Annotated in this window: 14 protein-coding genes; 9 read left to right on the top strand and 5 right to left on the bottom strand. The window is 43.1% G+C overall.

Translation table 11 applies throughout. The features are described from left to right. Positions 1–663 precede the first annotated feature (663 nt). From L2730_RS14195 to pflA, 3 genes are all read left to right on the top strand, one after another. Complete coding sequence (locus L2730_RS14195) at positions 664–2196, top strand: DUF3360 family protein (protein WP_248975195.1); 1533 nt, start codon at positions 664–666, stop codon at positions 2194–2196. Positions 2197–2745: 549 nt separating this feature from the next. Beyond that, a complete protein-coding gene (pflB, locus tag L2730_RS14190; RefSeq protein ID WP_248975194.1) occupies positions 2746–5028 on the top strand; it encodes a formate C-acetyltransferase in 2283 nt (760 codons plus the stop codon). A gap of 66 nt (positions 5029–5094) precedes the next feature. Further along, a complete protein-coding gene (gene pflA / locus L2730_RS14185; RefSeq protein ID WP_248975193.1) occupies positions 5095–5835 on the top strand; it encodes a pyruvate formate lyase 1-activating protein in 741 nt (246 codons plus the stop codon). A 12-nt stretch (positions 5836–5847) separates the two neighbouring features. Here the strand turns inward: pflA and yfbV are convergent, their stop codons facing one another. Beyond that, a complete protein-coding gene (yfbV, locus tag L2730_RS14180; RefSeq protein ID WP_248975192.1) occupies positions 5848–6291 on the bottom strand; it encodes a terminus macrodomain insulation protein YfbV in 444 nt (147 codons plus the stop codon). A 515-nt stretch (positions 6292–6806) separates the two neighbouring features. Here yfbV and ackA point away from each other — a divergent pair. From ackA to L2730_RS14165, 3 genes are all read left to right on the top strand, one after another. Next, positions 6807–8003, top strand: coding sequence for an acetate kinase (ackA, locus tag L2730_RS14175; protein ID WP_248975191.1), 1197 nt, complete (start codon positions 6807–6809; stop codon positions 8001–8003). Positions 8004–8107: 104 nt separating this feature from the next. Continuing rightward, a complete protein-coding gene (pta, locus tag L2730_RS14170) occupies positions 8108–10252 on the top strand; it encodes a phosphate acetyltransferase (protein WP_248975190.1) in 2145 nt (714 codons plus the stop codon). Positions 10253–10718: 466 nt separating this feature from the next. Beyond that, a complete protein-coding gene (locus L2730_RS14165; protein ID WP_248975189.1) occupies positions 10719–11180 on the top strand; it encodes a hypothetical protein in 462 nt (153 codons plus the stop codon). Between the two features lie 1204 nt (positions 11181–12384). Here L2730_RS14165 and L2730_RS14160 read toward each other — a convergent pair. Together L2730_RS14160 and L2730_RS14155 are read right to left on the bottom strand one after the other, a co-directional pair. After that, positions 12385–13299, bottom strand: coding sequence for a class I SAM-dependent methyltransferase (locus L2730_RS14160; RefSeq protein ID WP_248975188.1), 915 nt, complete (start codon positions 13297–13299; stop codon positions 12385–12387). 5 nt (positions 13300–13304) lie between these two features. Continuing rightward, complete coding sequence (locus L2730_RS14155; RefSeq protein ID WP_248975187.1) at positions 13305–14387, bottom strand: AI-2E family transporter; 1083 nt, start codon at positions 14385–14387, stop codon at positions 13305–13307. A 388-nt stretch (positions 14388–14775) separates the two neighbouring features. On the opposite strand from L2730_RS14155, the gene L2730_RS14150 reads away from it, so the two are divergent. After that, positions 14776–15684, top strand: coding sequence for a TIGR01777 family oxidoreductase (locus tag L2730_RS14150; RefSeq protein ID WP_248975186.1), 909 nt, complete (start codon positions 14776–14778; stop codon positions 15682–15684). 49 nt (positions 15685–15733) lie between these two features. Here L2730_RS14150 and L2730_RS14145 read toward each other — a convergent pair whose 3' ends face one another. Both L2730_RS14145 and L2730_RS14140 read right to left on the bottom strand, forming a co-directional pair. Next, on the bottom strand, positions 15734–18187 hold the full coding sequence (locus L2730_RS14145) for an ABC transporter permease (RefSeq protein ID WP_248975185.1): 2454 nt from the start codon (positions 18185–18187) through the stop codon (positions 15734–15736). Beyond that, the gene (locus L2730_RS14140; protein WP_248975184.1) at positions 18178–18918 is read right to left on the bottom strand and encodes an ABC transporter ATP-binding protein; all 741 of its coding nucleotides are present in this window, start codon (positions 18916–18918) and stop codon (positions 18178–18180) included. Before L2730_RS14140 ends, L2730_RS14145 begins: the two co-directional genes overlap by 10 nt. Here L2730_RS14140 and L2730_RS14135 point away from each other — a divergent pair. Both L2730_RS14135 and L2730_RS14130 read left to right on the top strand, forming a co-directional pair. Beyond that, positions 18899–19543, top strand: coding sequence for an arylesterase (locus L2730_RS14135; protein ID WP_248975183.1), 645 nt, complete (start codon positions 18899–18901; stop codon positions 19541–19543). The genes L2730_RS14140 and L2730_RS14135 overlap by 20 nt on opposite strands. A gap of 114 nt (positions 19544–19657) precedes the next feature. After that, positions 19658–20755 (top strand): DUF481 domain-containing protein, encoded by a 1098-nt coding sequence (locus tag L2730_RS14130; RefSeq protein WP_248975182.1) that lies wholly within the window; start codon positions 19658–19660, stop codon positions 20753–20755. Positions 20756–21127 lie beyond the last annotated feature (372 nt).

Here is a 21127-nt window from a genome sequence, read left to right as displayed (position 1 = left end):
TTGGGAAGTAACTAGGTAAGCATTAACAGTGTGAGCAAAACTCGACAGTGTACTTTTAATAAGCCAGCAACGTGTCGTAGAAGATTATCGATAGCTGATTTAAAGATAAAGCTAATGCCCGTCCCCATACGGTTATTGCTTGATATAAACGGTTGCGAAACCCAAAGGCGACACAGATCACAACTTGGGTTTAATTTGGTGTGATAAATGCCCGGTTCTTGTGATCTAGGATTGCCACAAACAAAGAAAGTTTACTAGTGGTTATTAATGATACAGAAAAGAGGGTTTTATTGATCTAGACACTAAGGCAAGTTACATGCCTATTATTAGATTATTTAGCCATCACTGTATAAGTTGTTAAGTCGCTCTCAATTTAATCAAACACCACATTCAATAACTTTGATACTTGATGTTGTACCTAGGTTACTATGTTAAGATCTTTGAGGTAAATTGGTCTTACCAATTTAGCGTGAGTAACGGATTACCCATGTAACCTGCATTTAGCACGATTGATGCTGAGAATTTGCCGTTACAGAAGCGTTAACAAAGACTTGAAGTCGACTACACTTATAGCGATGCAAGTTGTTAATTAACAGGGAACAACTAAATAACTGTCATAAATCCCGATGAATAACCTAAGTTCTTTTCGGAGAATGAGAAATTATGCCTGAAACAGTAAAGAATGAAGCAGAAGAAAGCTCAGATCAGAGCTACCAAGCACTTCACCGCCCCGCATCAGAGTTCAATACCCGCGAAGAGTATTTGGATAATGAATTAAAAATCATGAAGCCTAAACGCTGGGGCCTTAACCTCCCTGGTAGAGACTTTCGCTTTGAATGGGAAGACTTAGTCCCCGCTATCGCTGGTACCATAGGTATAACCGTGATGTATTCAGCCGTTATGGCTGCATGGGCATCGGGTCTCTCTGAACGCTGGGAGCATGTCAATTTAGGTGCTGAGTTCGCAATTCAAGTCGTACGGGTTGAAATGCTGATTCCCGCACTACTCTTTTGCATTATCAGCTCTGGATTCATTAATCCTCGCGCTAACCTTGGTGGCAACCACGGGCCAATGATCCCGCTTATTGGTGCCATTGCCTTAGCAGGAGCTCATCCTCTAGCACTCGCTATTTTGCTTGGTGTGTTCGGCTTGATCCTCAGTTATTTCAAAGGTGGATCACGACTGGTTAATTTGACCAGTAGTGGGGTTGCCGGCGGACTGTTAGTATTCCTAGGTTTCATGGGGGCCAAGAGCCAAATTACTTCGCTGTTTGACTGGGCTGGCGGGCTTGAAGCCAAGCATGCTTTGGATTACAGCCTAGGTTATGTGGCTTTCTTCATCCTACTGGCTAACGTCATCTTATATGCTTATCTTGCTAAAGTTGGCAAGCGTTGGCTAGCTATTCCATTGTGTTCCATTGCCGCAATCGTGCTCGCTTTTGCACTCGGTGCAGGACTTGATCTGAAGTTTGTGACCGAACCTGGGATCCCTAACTTAAATCCTATGTACTGGTGGGGTTCAACAGAATACGGCTGGCAGTTAGGCTTACCAAATCTTGAACACTTTATCGCTTCTTTACCTTTCGCAATCTTAGCGGTTGCTATGTGGTCGCCCGATTTTCTAGGACACCGCATCTTCCAAGAGCTTAACTATCCAAAAGGTTCAGAGAAGGTATTGATGGATGTCGACGATACCATGACAACCTGCTCGGTACGTCAGATTGTCGGTACAGCAGTTGGTGGCGGTAACATTACCTCATCTTGGGGGACATACATGATCCCTGCTGCTATCGCGAAACGTCCAATACCTGCAGGTGCTATTTTACTCGGAATAATGTGTATCTTAGTGGCAGTGATTGGTTATCCAATGGACGTTACCGTGTGGCGACCTGTTATGTCGATTGCGCTTTTGGTTGGGGTATTTTTACCACTACTTGAAGCAGGTATGCAGATGGTAAAAGATACTAAAAATAGCCAATCTGCGGGTATATGTATCTTTGCCGCATTCGTCGCAAACCCAGTGCTTGCATGGGCATTAACCATGTTCCTAGACAATAATGGTCTTATTGGTGATAAAGAACGAGCAAAATCATTATCATTCACCGACCGTATGGTCATCCCTGGACTCGCATTTGTTATTTGTCTTGCGGCAATGTTAGCGGTTGGCATGATAACGGGTATACCAGCCCTACTTTAAATGAACTGGCGAAGAGAGCCCTGCACTCTCTTCGCCTTTTTCTCATCTATAATTCTTATCAATCAGTTTGATACTCACTATGACTTAATATATTAGGCTAACCGCAAAGCTATCAGACCCGAGCTTTATCACTCGCAATGAATTAAGAGAGAGAATAACCAGCAATAAATTGCCTTGCGAAAAATAGACCAACAAGTCGATACCTGACATCAGACATAGATGCAAACATTAAATTGTTTAATAAATGCTATCTTGTTAACAGTTTCAATAAATACGCGGCAATTGGCTACGGATTAAAGTGCAGGCTCAGTAAGGCTATGGTAATATACTTACGGTAAATTGGTCTTACCAATTTAGATAAACCACTTTTGTAGAGTGCTATTGTGGTTATCAACAAACAAATTCTTGCGAAGTGAAATCACTTCGAAAACGTTTCAACAACAGGCTACGGCCTCGAAACGTTTAAGCATTAGCTATTGGTCGTTAGGGTTAAACGATAAACCTTGTTAACGCCAATAACCTTTATCTCAAACAGAAGGTATTAGTACGATGACCGAAAAAACTGAACAGTTTGCAAACGCGTGGGAAGGTTTCACGCCAGGCGATTGGAAAACTGAAGTCAATGTGCGTGACTTTATCCAAGCTAACTACACTCCTTATGAAGGCGATGAGTCTTTCTTAGCAGATGCAACCGAAGCGACTACTGAGCTTTGGGATAAAGTAATGGTAGGCGTTAAGCAAGAAAACCGTACCCACGCCCCTGTCGATTTTGATACAGACAAAGTTTCAACAATCACTTCTCATGAAGCGGGTTACATCACTAAAGACCTAGAAACAATCGTTGGTCTGCAAACTGAAGCACCGCTTAAACGTGCAATGCTGCCTAATGGTGGTATCCGCATGGTTGAAGGTTCTTGCGCTGCATATGGCCGCGAACTTGATCCTAACATCAAGTATGTTTACTCAGAGTTGCGTAAGACACATAACCAAGGTGTATTCGATATCTATACACCTGAAATTATGCGTTGTCGTAAATCGGGTGTGTTGACAGGTTTACCTGATGCGTATGGCCGTGGTCGTATCATTGGTGATTACCGTCGTATCGCGCTTTACGGTATCGATTACCTAATGCAAGATAAGTTTGCTCAGTTTGGTTCACTTCAAGCTGACTTCGAAACAGGCGAAAACCTATCTTACACAATGCAGCTTCGTGAAGAGATCGCAGAGCAGCATAAAGCACTGGGTCAAATGAAGCAGATGGCAGCAAGCTACGGCTTCGACATATCAAAGCCAGCTACCAACGCTAAAGAAGCGATTCAGTGGACTTACTTTGGTTACCTTGCGGCAGTTAAGAGCCAAAATGGCGCAGCAATGTCATTGGGCCGTACTTCAAGCTTCCTTGATATCTTTATTGAGCGTGATATCGCTGCTGGCGTATTGACTGAGCAAGAAGCACAAGAGATGGTTGACCATTTCGTGATGAAGTTACGTATGGTTCGTTTCCTACGTACTCCTGAGTACGACGAGCTATTCTCTGGCGACCCAATCTGGGCAACAGAGTCAATCGCAGGTATGGGTCTAGATGGCCGTACCTTAGTGACTAAGTCTAGCTTCCGTTTCTTGCACACTTTGTACAACATGGGCCCAAGCCCAGAGCCAAACATCACTGTACTTTGGTCTGAGCAGTTACCGCTTAACTTTAAAAAGTATGCAGCTAAAGTTTCTATCGATACTAGCTCTATTCAGTACGAGAACGATGACCTAATGCGTCCAGATTTTGAATCTGACGATTATGCTATCGCATGTTGTGTAAGCCCAATGGTTGTTGGTAAACACATGCAGTTCTTCGGAGCCCGTGCCAACCTCGCTAAAACGATGCTTTATGCCATCAACGGTGGTGTTGATGAGAAACTTAAGACTCAAATTGGCCCTAAGTTTGCGCCAATCACAGATGAAGTTTTAGATTTCGATGACGTTATGGGTCGCTTAGACACCATGATGGACTGGCTGGCAACGCAATATGTCTCAGCATTGAACGCTATTCACTTCATGCACGACAAGTACTCTTACGAAGCCGCACTTATGGCGCTTCACGACAGAGATGTTCGTCGTACAATGGCATGTGGTATCGCCGGTCTATCAATTGCAGCAGATTCACTTTCTGCAATTAAATACGGCACAGTTAAGCCAATTCGTGACGAAAATGGCATTGCTGTTGATTTCGATATCAGCGGTGATTATCCAAAGTTTGGTAACAACGATGCACGTGTTGATGAATTAGCGACAGAACTTGTAGAGCGCTTTATGGCTAAGATCCGTAGCATGAAGATGTACCGTGATGCGATTCCTACACAGTCTATCCTAACCATTACCTCTAACGTGGTTTACGGTAAGAAAACAGGTAACACACCTGACGGACGTCAAGCAGGCGCGCCTTTCGCACCGGGTGCAAACCCTATGCATGGTCGTGATGAAAAAGGAGCCATTGCTTCTTTAACATCAGTTGCTAAACTACCTTTTGCTCATGCACAAGACGGTATCTCTTACACCTTCTCTATCGTTCCTAATGCGTTAGGTAAAGATGAAGATGGCCGTAAAGCTAACCTTGCAGCATTAATGGATGGTTACTTTGCTCATAACGACAGTCGTGAAGGTGGCCAACACCTAAACGTGAACGTAATGAACCGTGAAATGCTTGAAGATGCCGTGGTTAACCCTGATAAGTACCCACAGCTAACCATTCGTGTTTCAGGTTATGCGGTACGCTTCAACTCACTAACACCTGAGCAGCAGCAAGACGTTATTACTCGTACCTTTACTAAAGGTCTATAACGTCGGTTTAATGTGTTGATTCGGCTAGCGTAGCAAGGTGCTGCACTAGCCTCACAAGGAGTAATAATGGCAGTAACAGGTCGGATTCATTCATTAGAGTCCTTTGGCACAGTAGACGGTCCAGGCATAAGGTTTATCACCTTCATGCAAGGTTGCTTGATGCGATGTCAGTACTGTCATAATCGCGACACTTGGGATCTACACGGCGGTAGAGAAATCAAAGTCGATGAGCTAATGAGCCAAATCATTAGCTATCGACCTTTTCTAGAAGCCAGTGGTGGCGGCGTTACAGCCAGTGGTGGTGAGGCGGTATTACAACCAGAGTTTGTCGAAGAGCTTTTTAGAGCTTGTAAAAAAGAAGGTATTCATACCTGCTTAGACACCAATGGTTTTGTCCGCAAATATACCCCAATTATTGATAAGTTACTTGATAGCACCGATTTGGTGTTGCTTGACATTAAACAGATAAACGATGAAAAACATATCGATTTAACCAAAGTCAGCAACCAACGTACATTACAATTTGCCGAACATTTGCATAAGCGAAACCAAAAGACTTGGATTCGGTATGTTGTTGTAGGTGGATTTACCGATGATATTCCATCGGCACAAGCATTGGCCGAATTTATCAAACCAATGACCAACGTAGAAAAAGTAGAGTTACTGCCCTATCACGAATTAGGTAAACATAAGTGGGAAGCGATGGGTGAAGAGTATGAACTCAATCAAATCTCTCCTCCAACTACCGAAACGATGGAACAGATAAAGCAAGTCTTTATCGATATGGGTATTAATGCGATTTATTAGACATTTGCCGTGCTAAAGCTCTTCCCAATAACTTGCATCTAAACGTTCGAATGCCGCTTTCAATATAAGCGCCATATCGTAATAGCAAGCTTTAGCACCTAAAGGCCGACAGTTTACACCCATTTGAGACAGTTTAGTTGATAACTGATTACCCCAGTCCAACAAAGTTAACGGTAAAGGGTGAGCGGATCGCCAACCTAACCATAGCAAGCCTTGAATAGGTAAGCTGATAAAGAATAATGCAATAGTGATTGCTTGTGGTAAGTAGTCCCAGCCATGCAGATACAACTGACTGGCACCAGCCAACACCGCTAACAGCGGCATTAAAGGCAAAGCAATTTGAGTCGCGCGCATAACGCGGTACTCAGGAAAATAAAAACTCAGTTGTCTAACCATAGGCCAAGTCTTCATATAACGACGGCCTTCACCTAAGGTTTTGAGAACTTGAATGCTCAAGAATGGCACCTATTAAAAATCAATAACAAGCCTAACTCTAGCACAAACACTCGGCTTGCCCCAAGGCTCTGTGCCCGGTAAGCAACAGATTTTCGCTCTTTTACAGGGCACATTTTACGACTTCGGCCTATAGTTGCCATAGAAGTTATTGTTATAGCAGTCGGTATAAAGATTTGGTCGCTCAGCGAGAGTTTAGCGATTTTGAGGCAAGGTCATTAAATGCTCCTGCATGAATGACATTCACCACATCCATGTGGTTTGCAATGAGTGAAGCGCATAGTTATTCTACGCTCAAGCTCATTAACGCAGCATCAGAGTCGCTAAAACTCGCCTGTAAGGAGTGTTTTTGGCTTCCTACTTCGGTGTTGGATAAAGGCAAATGGGAACAACCATTATGGCAATTATCCGCCTTGAATTAGTTCGCCAAAAACACTCTGAGTAGACCCACTACTTATACCGATTGCTATTATTCAGTGAATCAAACGATTTCATTACTTATTGCGAAAGGTTTAAACATGTCAAACAAACTGGTATTGGTGCTTAACTGCGGTAGTTCATCTCTTAAGTTTGCGATTATTGATGCGCTAACTGGTGATGACCAAATTTCAGGTCTAGCCGAGTGTTTTGGTCTTGAAGACTCACGGATTAAGTGGAAAGTTAACGGTGCTAAGCACGATGCGAGTTTAGGCGCATTTACTGCTCACAGAGAAGCTGTTGAATATATCGTAAACAACATCTTAGGCGCGCATCCTCAAATTGCCGAACAGATCCAAGCCATTGGCCACCGTGTTGTACACGGCGGAGAAAAGTTTACTCACTCAGTGATCATTGATGAATCCGTGGTTCAAGGTATCGAAGATTGTGCCACATTAGCGCCATTGCATAACCCTGCTCACCTAATTGGTATTCGTGCTGCACAAGCATCATTCCCAGAATTGCCACAAGTAGCCGTGTTTGATACTGCTTTCCATCAGACGATGCCAGAGAAAGCCTTTATCTACGCCCTGCCGTACAAGCTTTACCGAGAAAATGCGATTCGCCGCTATGGCATGCACGGTACTAGCCATCTATTCATCAGCCGTGAAACAGCAGCTGCTTTAGGTAAAGATGAAGCTGACACCAATGTTATTTGTGCTCACTTAGGGAACGGGGCATCTGTTACTGCAATTAAAGGCGGTAAGAGTGTGGATACTTCTATGGGCTTAACGCCGCTTGAAGGTCTAGTTATGGGCACTCGTTGCGGTGATATGGACCCATCTATTATCTACCACTTAGTTAATCGTCTTGGTTATACATTGGATGAAGTTAACAACCTACTCAACAAGCAAAGTGGTCTGTTGGGTATTTCTGAGCTAACTAATGATTGCCGCGGTATTGAAGAAGGATACGAAAAAGGTCACAAAGGTGCCACCCTTGCACTAGAGATCTTCTGTTACCGACTAGCAAAATACATCGCATCATACACAGTACCTTTAGAGCGCCTTGATGCCGTCGTATTTACTGGTGGTATCGGTGAAAACTCTGATGTTATCCGTGAAAAAGTGCTGAACTCATTAGCGATCTTTAACTTTAAAGTCGACAAAGAACGTAACACTGCGGCACGTTTTGGTAAGCAAGGTAAAATTACTAAAGACGAAGGTCCAGTGGCAATGGTTATCCCGACTAATGAAGAGTGGGTTATTGCCCAAGATGCTGTCGCACTAATTAAATAGTCAAACCTGTCTATTTTGAGCTGCTAGCTAGATATCCTAGCAGCTCAAAAACACATTTTTAAAGCCATACTTTTGTGGCGTACTCGAGTTTTTAAGAGGTATTTATGTCTCGCAACATTATGCTCATCCCTGTAGGGACTGGTGTAGGGTTAACATCAATTAGTTTAGGTATGGTTCGTGCGCTAGAGCGCCACGGTGTTAAGGTTAGGTTTTTCAAGCCTATTGCCCAACAGCGGCCAAATGATCGTGGACCTGAGCGTTCAACCACAATTTTAAGCAAATCACCGACTGTTAATCCACTCGAACCGTTTGAGATGGACCACGCAGAAAACCTGATCCGTGCAGACAAGACAGATGTATTGATGGAGCAGATTATTGCCCGTGCAACTGAGTTTGCAGATGATACGGAAACACTGATTGTTGAAGGTTTGGTCCAAACGCGTAATCATCCGTTCTCAAGTGATGTAAACCATGCGATTGCTAAAGCCTTAGATGCTGATGTGATTTTTGTCGCCACGCCAGGTAATGAAAGTCCTACTGCATTAATGAACCGTTTAGAGATCTCGCATAACTCATGGGGCGGAAATAAAAACAAACGTCTTATTGGCGCGATTATCAATAAAATTGGTGCTCCAGTTGATGACGAAGGCCGCGCTCGCCCTGACCTCTCAGAAGTGTTTGATCACGACAGTGTTCAGCGCACTGATGCAGCAAACATGTTCCAGCTACCAGGTAAGAGCAAACTACGTATTTTAGGCAGCGTGCCTTATAACCTAGATTTAGTGGCACCTCGTGCTTCAGATCTTGCTAAGCACCTCAGCGCTAAGATTATCAACGCAGGCGAAATGAACACTCGCCGCATGCGTAAAGTGACGTTCTGCGCCCGTAGTATTCCAAATATGGTTACTCATATTAAGACAGATTCACTACTCGTGACCTCTGGCGACCGCAGTGACGTAATCGTATCAGCTTGTCTTGCTTCAATGAACGGTATCAAAGTTGGTGCATTGCTGCTAACTGGTGGTTACGAGCCAGAGCCCCAAATTATGGAACTCTGTGAGCAAGCTTTTGAAACTGGCTTACCCGTATTCTTAATCGATACCAATACATGGCAAACCTCGCTTAACATTCAACGCTTTGACCATGAGGTTCCGGTAGACGATGCCGTGCGTATTGAGCAGGTTCAAGAGTTTGTCGCCGGACATATTGATCAAAGCTGGGTTGAGAGCATTACTAAAAACTCACCACGTGAACATCGCTTGTCACCACCAGCATTCCGTTACAAATTAACAGAACTTGCTCGCGCCGCTCGTAAAACGGTTGTTTTACCTGAAGGTGATGAACCAAGAACAATCGAAGCTGCCAGCATCTGTGCTGAGCGCGGTATTGCTCGTTGTGTGTTACTGGGTAACCGTGAAGAGATTGAACGTATTGCGACGTTACAGGGCGTAACTTTAGGTGAAGGCGTCGAAATCGTTGAACCAGAAGCCGCTCGCAGTCGTTATGTTGAACCTATGGTTGAACTTCGCCGTAATAAAGGCTTAACCGAGGTCGTAGCTAAAGAGCAATTAGAAGACAACATGGTACTGGGTACTATGATGCTTGCTCAAGGTGAAGTCGACGGTATCGTATCTGGCGCGGTTAATACCACGGCCAATACTATCCGTCCACCGTTACAGTTAATCAAAACTGCGCCTGGCTCAAGCTTAGTTTCCTCTATCTTTTTCATGTTGATGCCAGATCAAGTCTTAGTCTACGGTGATTGTGCTATTAACCCAGATCCAAATGCAGAGCAATTAGCAGATATTGCTATCCAGTCAGCAGAATCGGCAATCGCTTTTGGCATTGATCCACGCGTAGCAATGATCAGTTACTCTACTGGTAGTTCAGGAACAGGTTCTGACGTAGATAAAGTTCGTGAAGCGACTCGCATTGCTAAAGAGAAACGCCCAGATCTAGTGATTGATGGTCCTTTACAGTACGACGCCGCAGTTATGCCGAACGTTGCTCGCTCTAAAGCGCCTGATAGCCCTGTTGCAGGTCAAGCAACTGTATTTGTATTCCCGGACCTAAATACCGGTAATACTACATACAAGGCGGTTCAGAGAAGTGCAGACCTGATCTCTATTGGTCCAATGCTGCAAGGTATGCGTAAACCTGTAAACGACTTATCACGCGGCGCACTTGTCGATGATATTGTTTACACCATCGCACTTACCGCTATTCAGGCTTCGCAAAACGAAAGCTAATAAGTATAAGAGGTTGTTCGGCTCAGAGGCGCTATACATTCACTGAGCGATGAAATTGTTATACTTATTCAGAATACGATAAAACTAAAAAAGCCTGCTCATGCAGGCTTTTTTTTTGACTAGAGAGTTAAGCGATACCAATTTCAACTAATAAGGATCGTTGCGATCGAAATTGTGGCTAATTTGGGATTCTTGCTGAGTTTTTACAGCCTAAATATTAAACACGATGAGAATGCGTCAAAAAATAACCAGTAAATTTAATGCTGATATATTAATAACTTAACCACACTAAAAATAGTCTTCAACACACTTGTCCACAGATTCTGTGGATAACCTTTATAAGTTATCTATACAGATATGCCTTAGATCTTTATCTAGGTCAAGCTTTGCGTGAGATCTAACAGTAAAATCTTGCGTTAGTGCTGGAATATCGTAATACTGCTAAAAAATCCAATAATAAAAACTTATGTTGAAATACCTTATTCTTATTGTGTCACTGTTTAGCATTTCTGCTTGCGACAATACCGCAGGCCAGTCTGTATTAGCAGACCCGTCAATTCCCTCTATGCGTACGCCCGAACTCTCCTCTCTCGGTTTTCTAAATGCTATTTATGTCGAACGTGATGTCGAGAAAGCCAAGTTGTTCGTCGATGACTCAATGAAGGATATATTGTCACACTATTACATTGCCGCTTCAGTACAACGGCATGTACTTAATCTGTCGTTAACCGACGTTGAGATGGAAGTCGATGAGGTGGATATCGATTTTTTTCGAAAAACGACTGAAGATGTCACCGTCATCGTAAAGATTATGGGATTGCGTGGTGGGCAGTTTTGGGTCGATGATAGAACATTGCGCTTAAATAAACGCAAAGGGAAGTGGATAATTACTGAAGTGGTCCCTGAAAAAAGAAATGTAAATGGCTAGAGGCTAGAGGCTAGAGGCTAGAGGCTAGAGACTAGAGACTAGAGGCTAGAGGCTAGAGGCTAGAGGCTAGAGGCTAGAGGCTAGAGGCTAGAGGCTAGAGGCTAGGTAATGACAAAACTTGCAAACAAAAATAGCAACCTACTGGTTGCTATTTCTTCTAAATAAAACTGACATCAGATAGTTTTATCTACGGCTGTCCTAATCCAAAAATGCTTCTTCATCCATCTCAACTGGCAGAGACTCTAACATCTCATCTTGTAGTTGATAATATGCGCCTTCATATTCCTGAACTTCCATAACGACTCCGGATCTTTGATTTAGGTGTAGGGTACAAAAGCATGTCATCAATAGTGTGACATTTTGCCTTTCTTAAAACATGCCAACTCTGCAGTGTTTCTATCGCAGATTATAACAGCATTACCGAGACACTTACAGAAAACTTTCAGTTTAAAATGAAAAAACAGTCTAAAACTCTATATTTCACCTTTAAAAGCTTAATTAACGTCATTAAAACTGAAAGTCTTTCATTTTTTTATTCACTTTCACACTAAACAGTCACTTTAATAAGCCTAAAAAGTATACAAGATGGCAACACCCACTGCTATATCTTAATCATCCCCATTGAATTATCTGTCGTATACGGGAATTTTACCAAGCTAATACCAATTCCATTAGGGATATACTCAGTTCAGAGCTTTCTCAGGGCTTTCAATTCAAGGCGCACTGTGGAAAAAATGGTTATCCCCTTTTGAAACAACGCAACGTAGCAGTGAAAGTCGTGAGACGCTCACAACGTGCGGCTGATATTTAAGGCATGGGGAAATCACTTAATACAGCACATGTGGCATTCGATATACGACTAAATGCTCTATTGTGTTCCATACAAAATAAGACATTCCGGCCCTCCTTGGCAGTCAGATTTAGGAGATACGAGACCAAGGATGGTCGAAGGTAGAATAATGCAGGAGCAATTATCGAGAGCGGAGCAGGATGCCAGAGCCGAGAATAACTATTAGCTCAAATCCCATTACTTTCCTACAGCGTTTTGAATTCCCGCTGAATGGTCAAACTTTTAATGCAATTGGTATAAGATCCCGCCATAGGCAATCAGTCCTTATCGAACGCTTAAACAGCCTATTTCAGGAACAAAAAAGGCCAAACATGCTGTTTGACCTTTTCACTCTGTAAACCTTTATCAAACGACTTAATCGCTCTGTTGTTTGTAACGCAACACTTTCAGTGCCTTATTGGGGTCAATATCTTTAAACACCTGTGGATTCTGCAACTGCTGCTCTAACGTTAAACTAGGGCTGTACTCTGCCACCTGCCCCTTTAAAAAATCGATAGTAAGTTCAGGCGCATTGAGGCACAAAAGAATATCACCATCTGCCGCAAGTAAACTTGGCAAACGTTTCAACAATCGAGCATAGTCTTTAGTTGCCACGAAACTGCCTTTTTGATTACTAGGCGGATCGGCAATAATCAAATCATAAGGCCCTAGTTTTGTGAGCTTGCCCCAAGATTTAAAAATATCGTGGCCTAAGAAACGCGCACCAGAGCCAAAGCCGTTTAACAGATGGTTTTGCTTACCTATCGATAACGAGCCTTTACTCATATCAATATTAACCACTTCTGCAGCCTTTCCTTGCAGCGCAGCAACAGAGAAGCCACAAGTATAGGCAAACAAGTTCAGTATCTTTTTACCAGCACTGTTGTCACGAACCCACTGCCGACCATTGCTCATATCCAAGAATAAGCCGTGATTTTGACCTTTCAATAAGTGCACCTGAAATTGAGCACCATTTTCAGTGACTACGTGCTTATCCGGTACTTCGCCTTTAAGGATGTCAGTATGTGTTTCGCCACCAGCCCGATACTGAAATACCAAGTTAATCGGTGTATCACCTTTTAGCTCGCACCAACGTTGCTCTAAAGCCTCGGTAATCACTGAAAGCTCATCATCAGTCAATGGTTTAAAACTGGTTAATAATATAACGGGCGCAAACCAATCCAAACAAAGATGCTCAGCACCTTGATAACACCCACCACGACCGTGAAATAAACGGCCGACATCTTCACCAAAGGTAAGGTCTTTTATTGCTTCAATAAATAACTGCATTTAACTCACTTTTTACTTTCTTCAATCTTTAAACTGTCATCAGGCTCATCTTTATCCTCAGTAACATCATCACCAAGTAACACCGCTAACCAACGCCCACCTTGACTCGACTCTAACGCTATTTTAACTATCATAGTTAGAGGGACAGATAGCAGCATACCTACTGAGCCCAACAACCATCCCCAAAATATTAATGATAAAAAAACTACTAGAGTCGACAAGCCGAGACCACGGCCCATATAACGCGGCTCTACCACGTTACCCATAATCGTATTCGTACCTAAATAAAGCAGAGCGACGGCACCAGCAGCGCCAGGACCTATCTGTATAAATGCGAGTAACACCGAGGGAATTGCAGCAATAATAGAGCCAATATTAGGGATATAATTAAACAAGAAGGCAATAACGCCCCACAATAATGCGTAATCCACACCAATAATGTACAAGCCAACCCCCACGATTAGGCCAGTACCAAGGCTCACTAAAGTCTTAATCACCATGTATTGGTTGACTGAATTTAAAAAACGATCGATTTGCTGTAGTCGCATATCCGGATCGTCGAGGGCTAAATGCATCTTCCTTGAAAAGCCGTTGGACTCAAACAGCATAAACACAACAGTCAAAATGATTAAAAATAGATTAGCCATCACACTACCCACACCGGTTAGCATGTTAGTGGTCATAGATAACGCAACACCAGGATCAAAATAAGCCAAAATCTGATCTTTGGAGATCTGAATATTAAACGCGGCTAGCTTTTCTACAATCCAAGAAAACTGTTCTATCAGCTGATCTCTATAAAATGGCAGTTGTTTAGAAAACTCGTTGATTGAAGTTCCCACTATTGACGCTAACCACAATCCCATCAGCACAATAAAAGCCATTAGCATTAATACCGCAAGTCCTCTAGGGGCTTTATGGCGAGTAAGCCAGCTAATAACTGGATTACAGATCACCGCTATAAACACCGACAATACAAAAGGAACCACAATAGGGCTTGCTGTTTTTATACCTGCCAAAATCACTACAATGAATGCAGAGATGGCAAAGCCTTTAAATGCCACGCCTTGACTCTCAAATCGGCCCATTAATAAATCCTTGTTGATTCAGAATTAAATTACAATTTACTGCAATGAATATAGATAAGAACCCTATCCTAAGGTTCCACAGCTAAAATGCCAAGTCTAACTGGTATACTCGCCATTTATAGACAGTTGATAAATTCATCTACTGACTAAAAATAAATAATAGCTTGAATTATCGCATGATTTTATAGAAATCACCGCTTTAGTTTCAACTCAAGTAGATAGCAATCACAGCGCCATAAAATCAAGCTCTACTCCGTTACAATACAAGGCGTTTTAGTATACAAAGCAGAGTCAACTCGGCAACGTTTATAATAAGAATAAAGTTAGAGAGATCCTATTTGCCATATTTGGCGTAAACTCTATTAAGACCCCTTAAAAACAAAAGCCTATGAAAATATTAATTACCGGCGCGAGTGGATTTGTCGGCAGTCAATTAGTTAAGTTGCTAAGCCCTCAGCATCGACTGACTCTACTCACCAGGTCACCAGGAAGTGCTGCCGCTAAATTAGGTGCAGCTCACCGTTATTTAGCGGATCTCGACAACCTAGCAAACTTGGACAGTTTTGATGCTGTCATCAATTTAGCGGGCGAACCCATTGCAGGTAAACGTTGGTCTAGTGTTCAAAAAGAGGCCATTTGTCAGAGCCGTTGGCAGATCACAAACAAAATTTCTGCACTCATTAAAGCCAGTCAAAACCCTCCAAGCACTTTTGTTAGTGCATCTGCGGTAGGTTTTTATGGTCGCCAAGGCGAGCAGCATATCAATGAAGACTTTAATTTAAGCCAAGAAAGTAAAAGTGAATTTACCCATAAAGTATGTTCACAGTGGGAAAAAGCGGCACTAAATGCTGTAAGCGATTCAACCCGCGTTTGTATTGTGCGTATCGGACTGGTACTTGGCGCTCACGGCGGTGCATTAGCTAAGATGCTGCCGGCATTCAAACTCGGCTTAGGGGGGCCGATTGCAAACGGTAAACAGGGGATGAGCTGGATCCACCAAACCGATCTCATCCGCTTGATTGAGTTTATGCTTAACAATAAGCAGTGCAGCGGTATTTATAACGGCTGCGCACCTGCTCCGGTAAGCAATAAGGTGTTTACTCATGCAATGGGCACAGCCTTAAAACGCCCAACTTGTATTCCAGCTCCAGCATTCGGGCTGAGGCTGGCATTAGGCGAGATGTCGACGCTACTCATTGATGGGCAATATGTCGTACCGCAAAAAGCACTCGCAGATGGATTTGAATTTAGCTATGCAACTATTGATGATGCCTTTAGTGAAATTTTTAAATCATAAAGGAAAAAGGGATACACTACCGGCATCCCTTTTTGATATATAGCCACTATTAATGTGCTTTAAGCAGCTCTCCACAAGACTTATTCAGCAGTTGGCGACAACGCCACAACCCCAATGAAGCCACAACTAGTCCACCACATAGTGGCGCAATTGCCCACCAAGGCCAATGCATATAGACATTAAGCTCAAATACTTGGGTCTTTAGTAGATACAAAGTAAATTCAGCCACAATAACCGCTAATACCCCGGCAATCGTTCCCAGCAAAGCAAACTCTAGACCCGTTGCAGCTCGAAGCAGCCAACCTGATGCGCCAAATGTTCTAAGCACTGCCAACTCTCGCTGACGACTCGCCATTCCAGCTTCCGTCTGCGCTATCATCACTAACGCACTTGCCAGTAGCACCAGCACCATCACTAGTGTCAGCGACAATGATACTTGCTCAATGATTTGTCGCAGTTGCATCACCATCGCACCAACATCAATAATTGATACGGTTGGAAACTGTTTTATCAAGGATAAAATAACTGACCGCTGAGAATCCTCAAGGTGGAAACTCGACATTGAAGTATAAGCAAACGGCGCTAAGGCTTCTTTGGTGAAGATCATAAAGAAATTAGGCTGCAGTGTTTCCCAGTGCACTTCACGAATACTGGCCACTTTCACCGTTAAAGTCTGGTTATCGATGGTGTACGTTAAACTATCGCCGAGTGCTAAACCAAGTCGTTCAGCCACTCCAGATTCAACTGAAACATCATTAATATCTTGGTTAAAGCTGCCTGATATTATTTCGTTATTTTCGGGCATGCTATCGCGATAGGTTAAATTAAGCTCACGAGAGATCCCAACCCGCCCCTCTTCGCCCGCTTTCTTTTGCTCTGATGAGATGAGCACCTCATCATTAATCGCTGTCAATCGGCCTCTGATCACCGGATAAATCACTGGCGGGACTTTAACATGTGGCTTTAAGAAATCGGCAATGGCATTGGTTTCTTCCGGAGCAATGTTAACCAAAAAGTAATTAGGAGCATTCTCTGGTAGCTGTTTCTGCCACTCATTTAGGATATCTTGCCTGAGCGCAAATATGGTCAATAACAATACTAACGCACTGCTAAAACCAACTAATTGCACTGCATTTTGTCTTGCTCGGCGTCGAAGTCCAGCTAATGCGAGTTGCAATGGATTGGTGGTCTTCATACCGACACTATGACCTAAACGGATCATGAAGAAGCCTAACACACTGAGCAAAAGCCCTAACAATAAAACAGCAGCAACGACGGTCAGTGTTAATGGTAGGCTCTGAGAGTACAAATAACCCAATATCGCCATTGCAGTTAAGCTAAGCAGTAAGTGCAGCCACATACCTAACTGTAACCCTTCAAGATGTCCCTGCAATACCCTAAGTGGTGGGATAGCTAATAAGCGCATTAATGGATAGGCTGAAAACATAAAGGCGCTGATAAAACCAGTACCAATACCCAATAAGATAGGTCGACTGACTGGTGGGCTATAGGCCGCTATTTCTGCAGGTAAAAAAGAGGTAATAGCACGGTCTAATCCAAAACCACCGACAAGTCCAAGCACCACACCAACAGCAGTAACCAGCAATAGATGAGTGCCAAATAATACTCTTATCTGTTTAGCAGAGGCGCCAAATGTTTTGAGCATGGCCACCACATCATAATGACGCTGGCAGTAACGTTGCGCAGCGATACCTATCGCGGCGCAGGCCAAAGCAATACCCAGTAAGCTCGCTAACAACAGAAAACGCTCTGCCCGCTTCACCGCACTAGCAATAGGCGAATCACCCGATTGCACATCAACCCAACGCTGACTGGTATTGAGCAGTGGTTTCGCTTGTTGCTCAAAGGTATCGAGTTTCGCGCTATCGCCGCTAAATTGATACAGGTAAGTAACCCGACTGCCAGGTTGGATCACTTGCGTTTTATCCACATCTTCAATACGCATCAGGACCACTGGCGATGAAGCGAATGGGTTGAAACCAGCATCGGGTAAACGGACAATCTCTTTTGACAAGCCAAAACTAGCGTTGCCAATTTCAATTTGCTTTGGGTAGCCAAGCAAACCACCAAGGCGGGTTTCAAACCATATACTGTCGGCACTAGGTAGCCCTTGTGTCACACCAGTGCTTAGCTCAATATTGCCCTTAAGCGGGTACCCTTCTTCAACCGCTCTAACGGTGACAAGTTGAAACTCGTCACCGGCATAAACCATAGAGTTAAACTGCATGCTGGTGACGCGCGATAAACCAATATCATCGGCAATAGCAAGCACTGCAGGATCGATCTTCTTTGGAGAGTTTATGATTCTGTCTGCAGCAATAAACTTTGAGGCTTGCCCATTAATAGCAAGCTGCAACCGCTCACTCACAGACGCTAGGCCTGTTACCGACAATACTGCCAGGGTGATAGCCAAGATAATGAGCAGCAACTGTCCTTGGGACAGTTCCCGCTTAAAAAGCCGCCATGCTAATTTTAGCTCCATGAACTTGCCTCTTCAGCGATTGTTTCATCTAGCACATCATCAGCTGACGCCGACAATTTCTCCGTTAAATTACCTGAATCCATCATAAACTGACGTTGACAACGGCTTGCTAAAACCATGTCGTGAGTCACTAACACTAACGTGGTATCACTCTCTCGGTTGAGTTCAAACAGCATGTCGGCAATTTTATCACTATTAGCTGAATCTAAATTGCCTGTCGGTTCATCAGCAAACAACACTTTGGGCTCGCAGATGAAAGCTCGGGCAATCGCCACACGCTGTTGCTCGCCACCTGATAATTGGTTAGGAAAGTGGTTCAATCTATGGCTTAATCCAACACGCTCTAGCATCGCCTGAGATTTATCTTTCGCATTTGGGATCCCAGCAAGTTCTGCGGGTAACATAACGTTCTCAAGCGCATTTAAGGTATCGACCAACATAAAAGATTGGAAAATAAAGCTTACTTTTTGCTTTCGAAGTGCAGCCTTAGATTCCTCATTCAGAGTCTCCAATGCCACACCATCAAGCAAAATGGAGCCTTGACTCGGAGAGTCGAGTGCTGCGAGCAAGCCTAGTAGTGTTGATTTACCTGAACCAGACGGCCCAAGTATCGCAACACTCTCTCCCTGCTTGACATCCATATTAATGCCGTTGAGGATAGTCAGTTCCCCCTCTTGAGTATTAACTGATTTAACTAGGTGGCTTACTGATATGGCGCTTTTTTCAGACATAAAACCCTTCTTAGACCTTAAAAACCGACGACTCGGTTTTGTCTTATTATTTATTTTCAGCAGTTTCCCGCTAAGTGCTGCCCCTATATTAATCCTAGGTGACAGCCTAAGTGCAAGTTATGGCATGCCAGAAAATGAAGGTTGGGTGCATCTACTACGTAAAAAAATGCCCGAACATACCATCATCAATGGCTCTGTTAGTGGCGAAACCTCTGCGGGTGGATTACGCAGACTGCCCGCCCTGCTTGACTCTGCAAGCCCTGATGTACTGCTAATTGAACTTGGCGGCAACGACGGTCTTCGTGGTTTTCCGCCTAAGCAGCTGAAAAATAATCTTACAAAAATCATCGAGCTTGCCCAAGATAAACAGATAAAAGTGCTACTGAGTGAAATTATGGTACCGCCTAACTACGGCCCACGCTATGCATCTCAGATATCAACCGTTTATAAAGAACTCGCTACAGAGCATGATGTTACCTTAATGCCGTTCTTTATGGAGTTTATTGTCACTGACAGTACGTTGATGCAAAGAGATGGGATCCATCCAAATGCAAAGGCCCAACCACAAATCGCAGAGTTTATGCAGCCATGGTTACAACAAGCAACGGAAAACCACACTAAATGACATAAAAAACAATAAAATAGTTGAAGCGAACAGAGCAAGTTTGTAAATTATTAATCTATCAGAATAATCTGTAATCTATCATATTTTTGGATATATGAACGGCAAGGGATCTCGATGAGCAAAAAACTCAATTTGGCTGCAATAGCAACCGGTAGTGTTACACTTTTTTGTTTAACGATACCTGTTTTAGCCGCAGAGTCCTTACCTCAGATCACGCCCGAACAGATAACCCTCCCCGTTGATACTCAGTATGACTGGCTGCAACTGACATCTTTGGAGCTACTTAAGGGCGAGATTGTTAATCTCTATGATGACAAACTTGAATTTGATAGCGACGAACTTGATAGTGTGTTTATCGATTGGGAAGACGTAAAAATACTGCAAAGCAGTAGCATTGTCAGTATCGGCTTTACCGACCTCACTACTAAATCAGGCAGACTGTTGATTAAAGATGGAAAGTCCTACATTAACGGTGAAGAGTTTGATAGTTCAAAAATAATGACCATCATTGCTGGAGAACAAACCGAAGCTAACTATTGGTCCAGTAAAATTAGCTTAGGCGCCAATTTTCGCAAAGGTAATACCGATCAAATAGATTATAGCGCGATCGCTAAAACAAAACGCCGTACAACCCAATCAAGGTTTAATCTAGATTATATTGGCAATTATTCAGAGACTGATGGCGAAAACAATATCAACAACCATCGTATCAACAGTAACTTTGACTGGTTTATCTCTAAACAGTTTTATCTTCGCCCTGTATTCGCTGAAATCTACATTGATCCATTTTTAAATACTGACTACCGAATCACTATAGGTTCTGGTCTTGGTTATAATATTGTCGACACCTCAAAAACAGAGTGGAGCGTCAGTGGCGGCCCCGCTTATACGTTAACTCGATTCGATACCGTTGAAGTTAATGAAGATCAAAGAGATAGCAGTGCAACCTTAGTAATTGAAAGTCTATATGACACAGAAATATCATCTGACATCGATTTTAACGCACTCTATCGATTGCAATACGGTAACGAAACCTCAGGCGGCTATACCCACCATGCTATTGCAACGTTAGAGATAGAACTAACAGATATGTTCGACCTTGACCTGTCACTCGTGTGGGATCGCACCAATAACCCTCAGCCAGACGCTAGCGGACAAACTCCAGAGCCCAATGACTATCAGTTTATTATTGGATTTGGTATCGATTTGTAATGTTGTCATAAAAACATGTTGGATAGCTAAACCCGCTATCACTGGGCCCGACATGCAAAGATAACGATATCCAGCACCATCATGGCGCCATTGTAAAACCGGCTTAAGAGTTATCGATCAAAAAAGTTGCATCACGATACCCCCTGCTACTTGCTAAGCTGGATATTTAGACCTCCCTACCGTTATGACCCCCTGCGAAGATGTCATTTGTTAACTTCATTTTCATAACCCTCTGTTTCTGTATTAATTTAACAACATTCTGCACGGTAAAATAAAATCACTGAAAAATTATCAGCACAAAAATAATACAGTCGTTTGAATTACAAGCTCTTCATATTAATTTTCAATAGCTAACAACATGCTTTACGTTTA

The sequence above is a fragment of the Shewanella kaireitica genome (assembly GCF_023284045.1).
Classification (GTDB): domain Bacteria; phylum Pseudomonadota; class Gammaproteobacteria; order Enterobacterales; family Shewanellaceae; genus Shewanella; species Shewanella kaireitica.
The sequence above is the reverse complement of the archived record's forward strand: the minus strand, read 5'-3'. Positions and strand labels throughout refer to the sequence as shown.

Coding starts and splice junctions, on each gene's coding strand:
- L2730_RS14195 (WP_248975195.1), top strand. CDS start 664: ATGCCTGAAACAGTAAAGAATGAAGCAGAAGAAAGCTCAGATCAGAGC.
- pflB (WP_248975194.1), top strand. CDS start 2,746: ATGACCGAAAAAACTGAACAGTTTGCAAACGCGTGGGAAGGTTTCACG.
- pflA (WP_248975193.1), top strand. CDS start 5,095: ATGGCAGTAACAGGTCGGATTCATTCATTAGAGTCCTTTGGCACAGTA.
- ackA (WP_248975191.1), top strand. CDS start 6,807: ATGTCAAACAAACTGGTATTGGTGCTTAACTGCGGTAGTTCATCTCTT.
- pta (WP_248975190.1), top strand. CDS start 8,108: ATGTCTCGCAACATTATGCTCATCCCTGTAGGGACTGGTGTAGGGTTA.
- L2730_RS14165 (WP_248975189.1), top strand. CDS start 10,719: ATGTTGAAATACCTTATTCTTATTGTGTCACTGTTTAGCATTTCTGCT.
- L2730_RS14160 (WP_248975188.1), bottom strand. CDS start 13,299: ATGCAGTTATTTATTGAAGCAATAAAAGACCTTACCTTTGGTGAAGAT.
- L2730_RS14155 (WP_248975187.1), bottom strand. CDS start 14,387: ATGGGCCGATTTGAGAGTCAAGGCGTGGCATTTAAAGGCTTTGCCATC.
- L2730_RS14150 (WP_248975186.1), top strand. CDS start 14,776: ATGAAAATATTAATTACCGGCGCGAGTGGATTTGTCGGCAGTCAATTA.
- L2730_RS14145 (WP_248975185.1), bottom strand. CDS start 18,187: ATGGAGCTAAAATTAGCATGGCGGCTTTTTAAGCGGGAACTGTCCCAA.
- L2730_RS14135 (WP_248975183.1), top strand. CDS start 18,899: ATGGCGCTTTTTTCAGACATAAAACCCTTCTTAGACCTTAAAAACCGA.
- L2730_RS14140 (WP_248975184.1), bottom strand. CDS start 18,918: ATGTCTGAAAAAAGCGCCATATCAGTAAGCCACCTAGTTAAATCAGTT.
- L2730_RS14130 (WP_248975182.1), top strand. CDS start 19,658: ATGAGCAAAAAACTCAATTTGGCTGCAATAGCAACCGGTAGTGTTACA.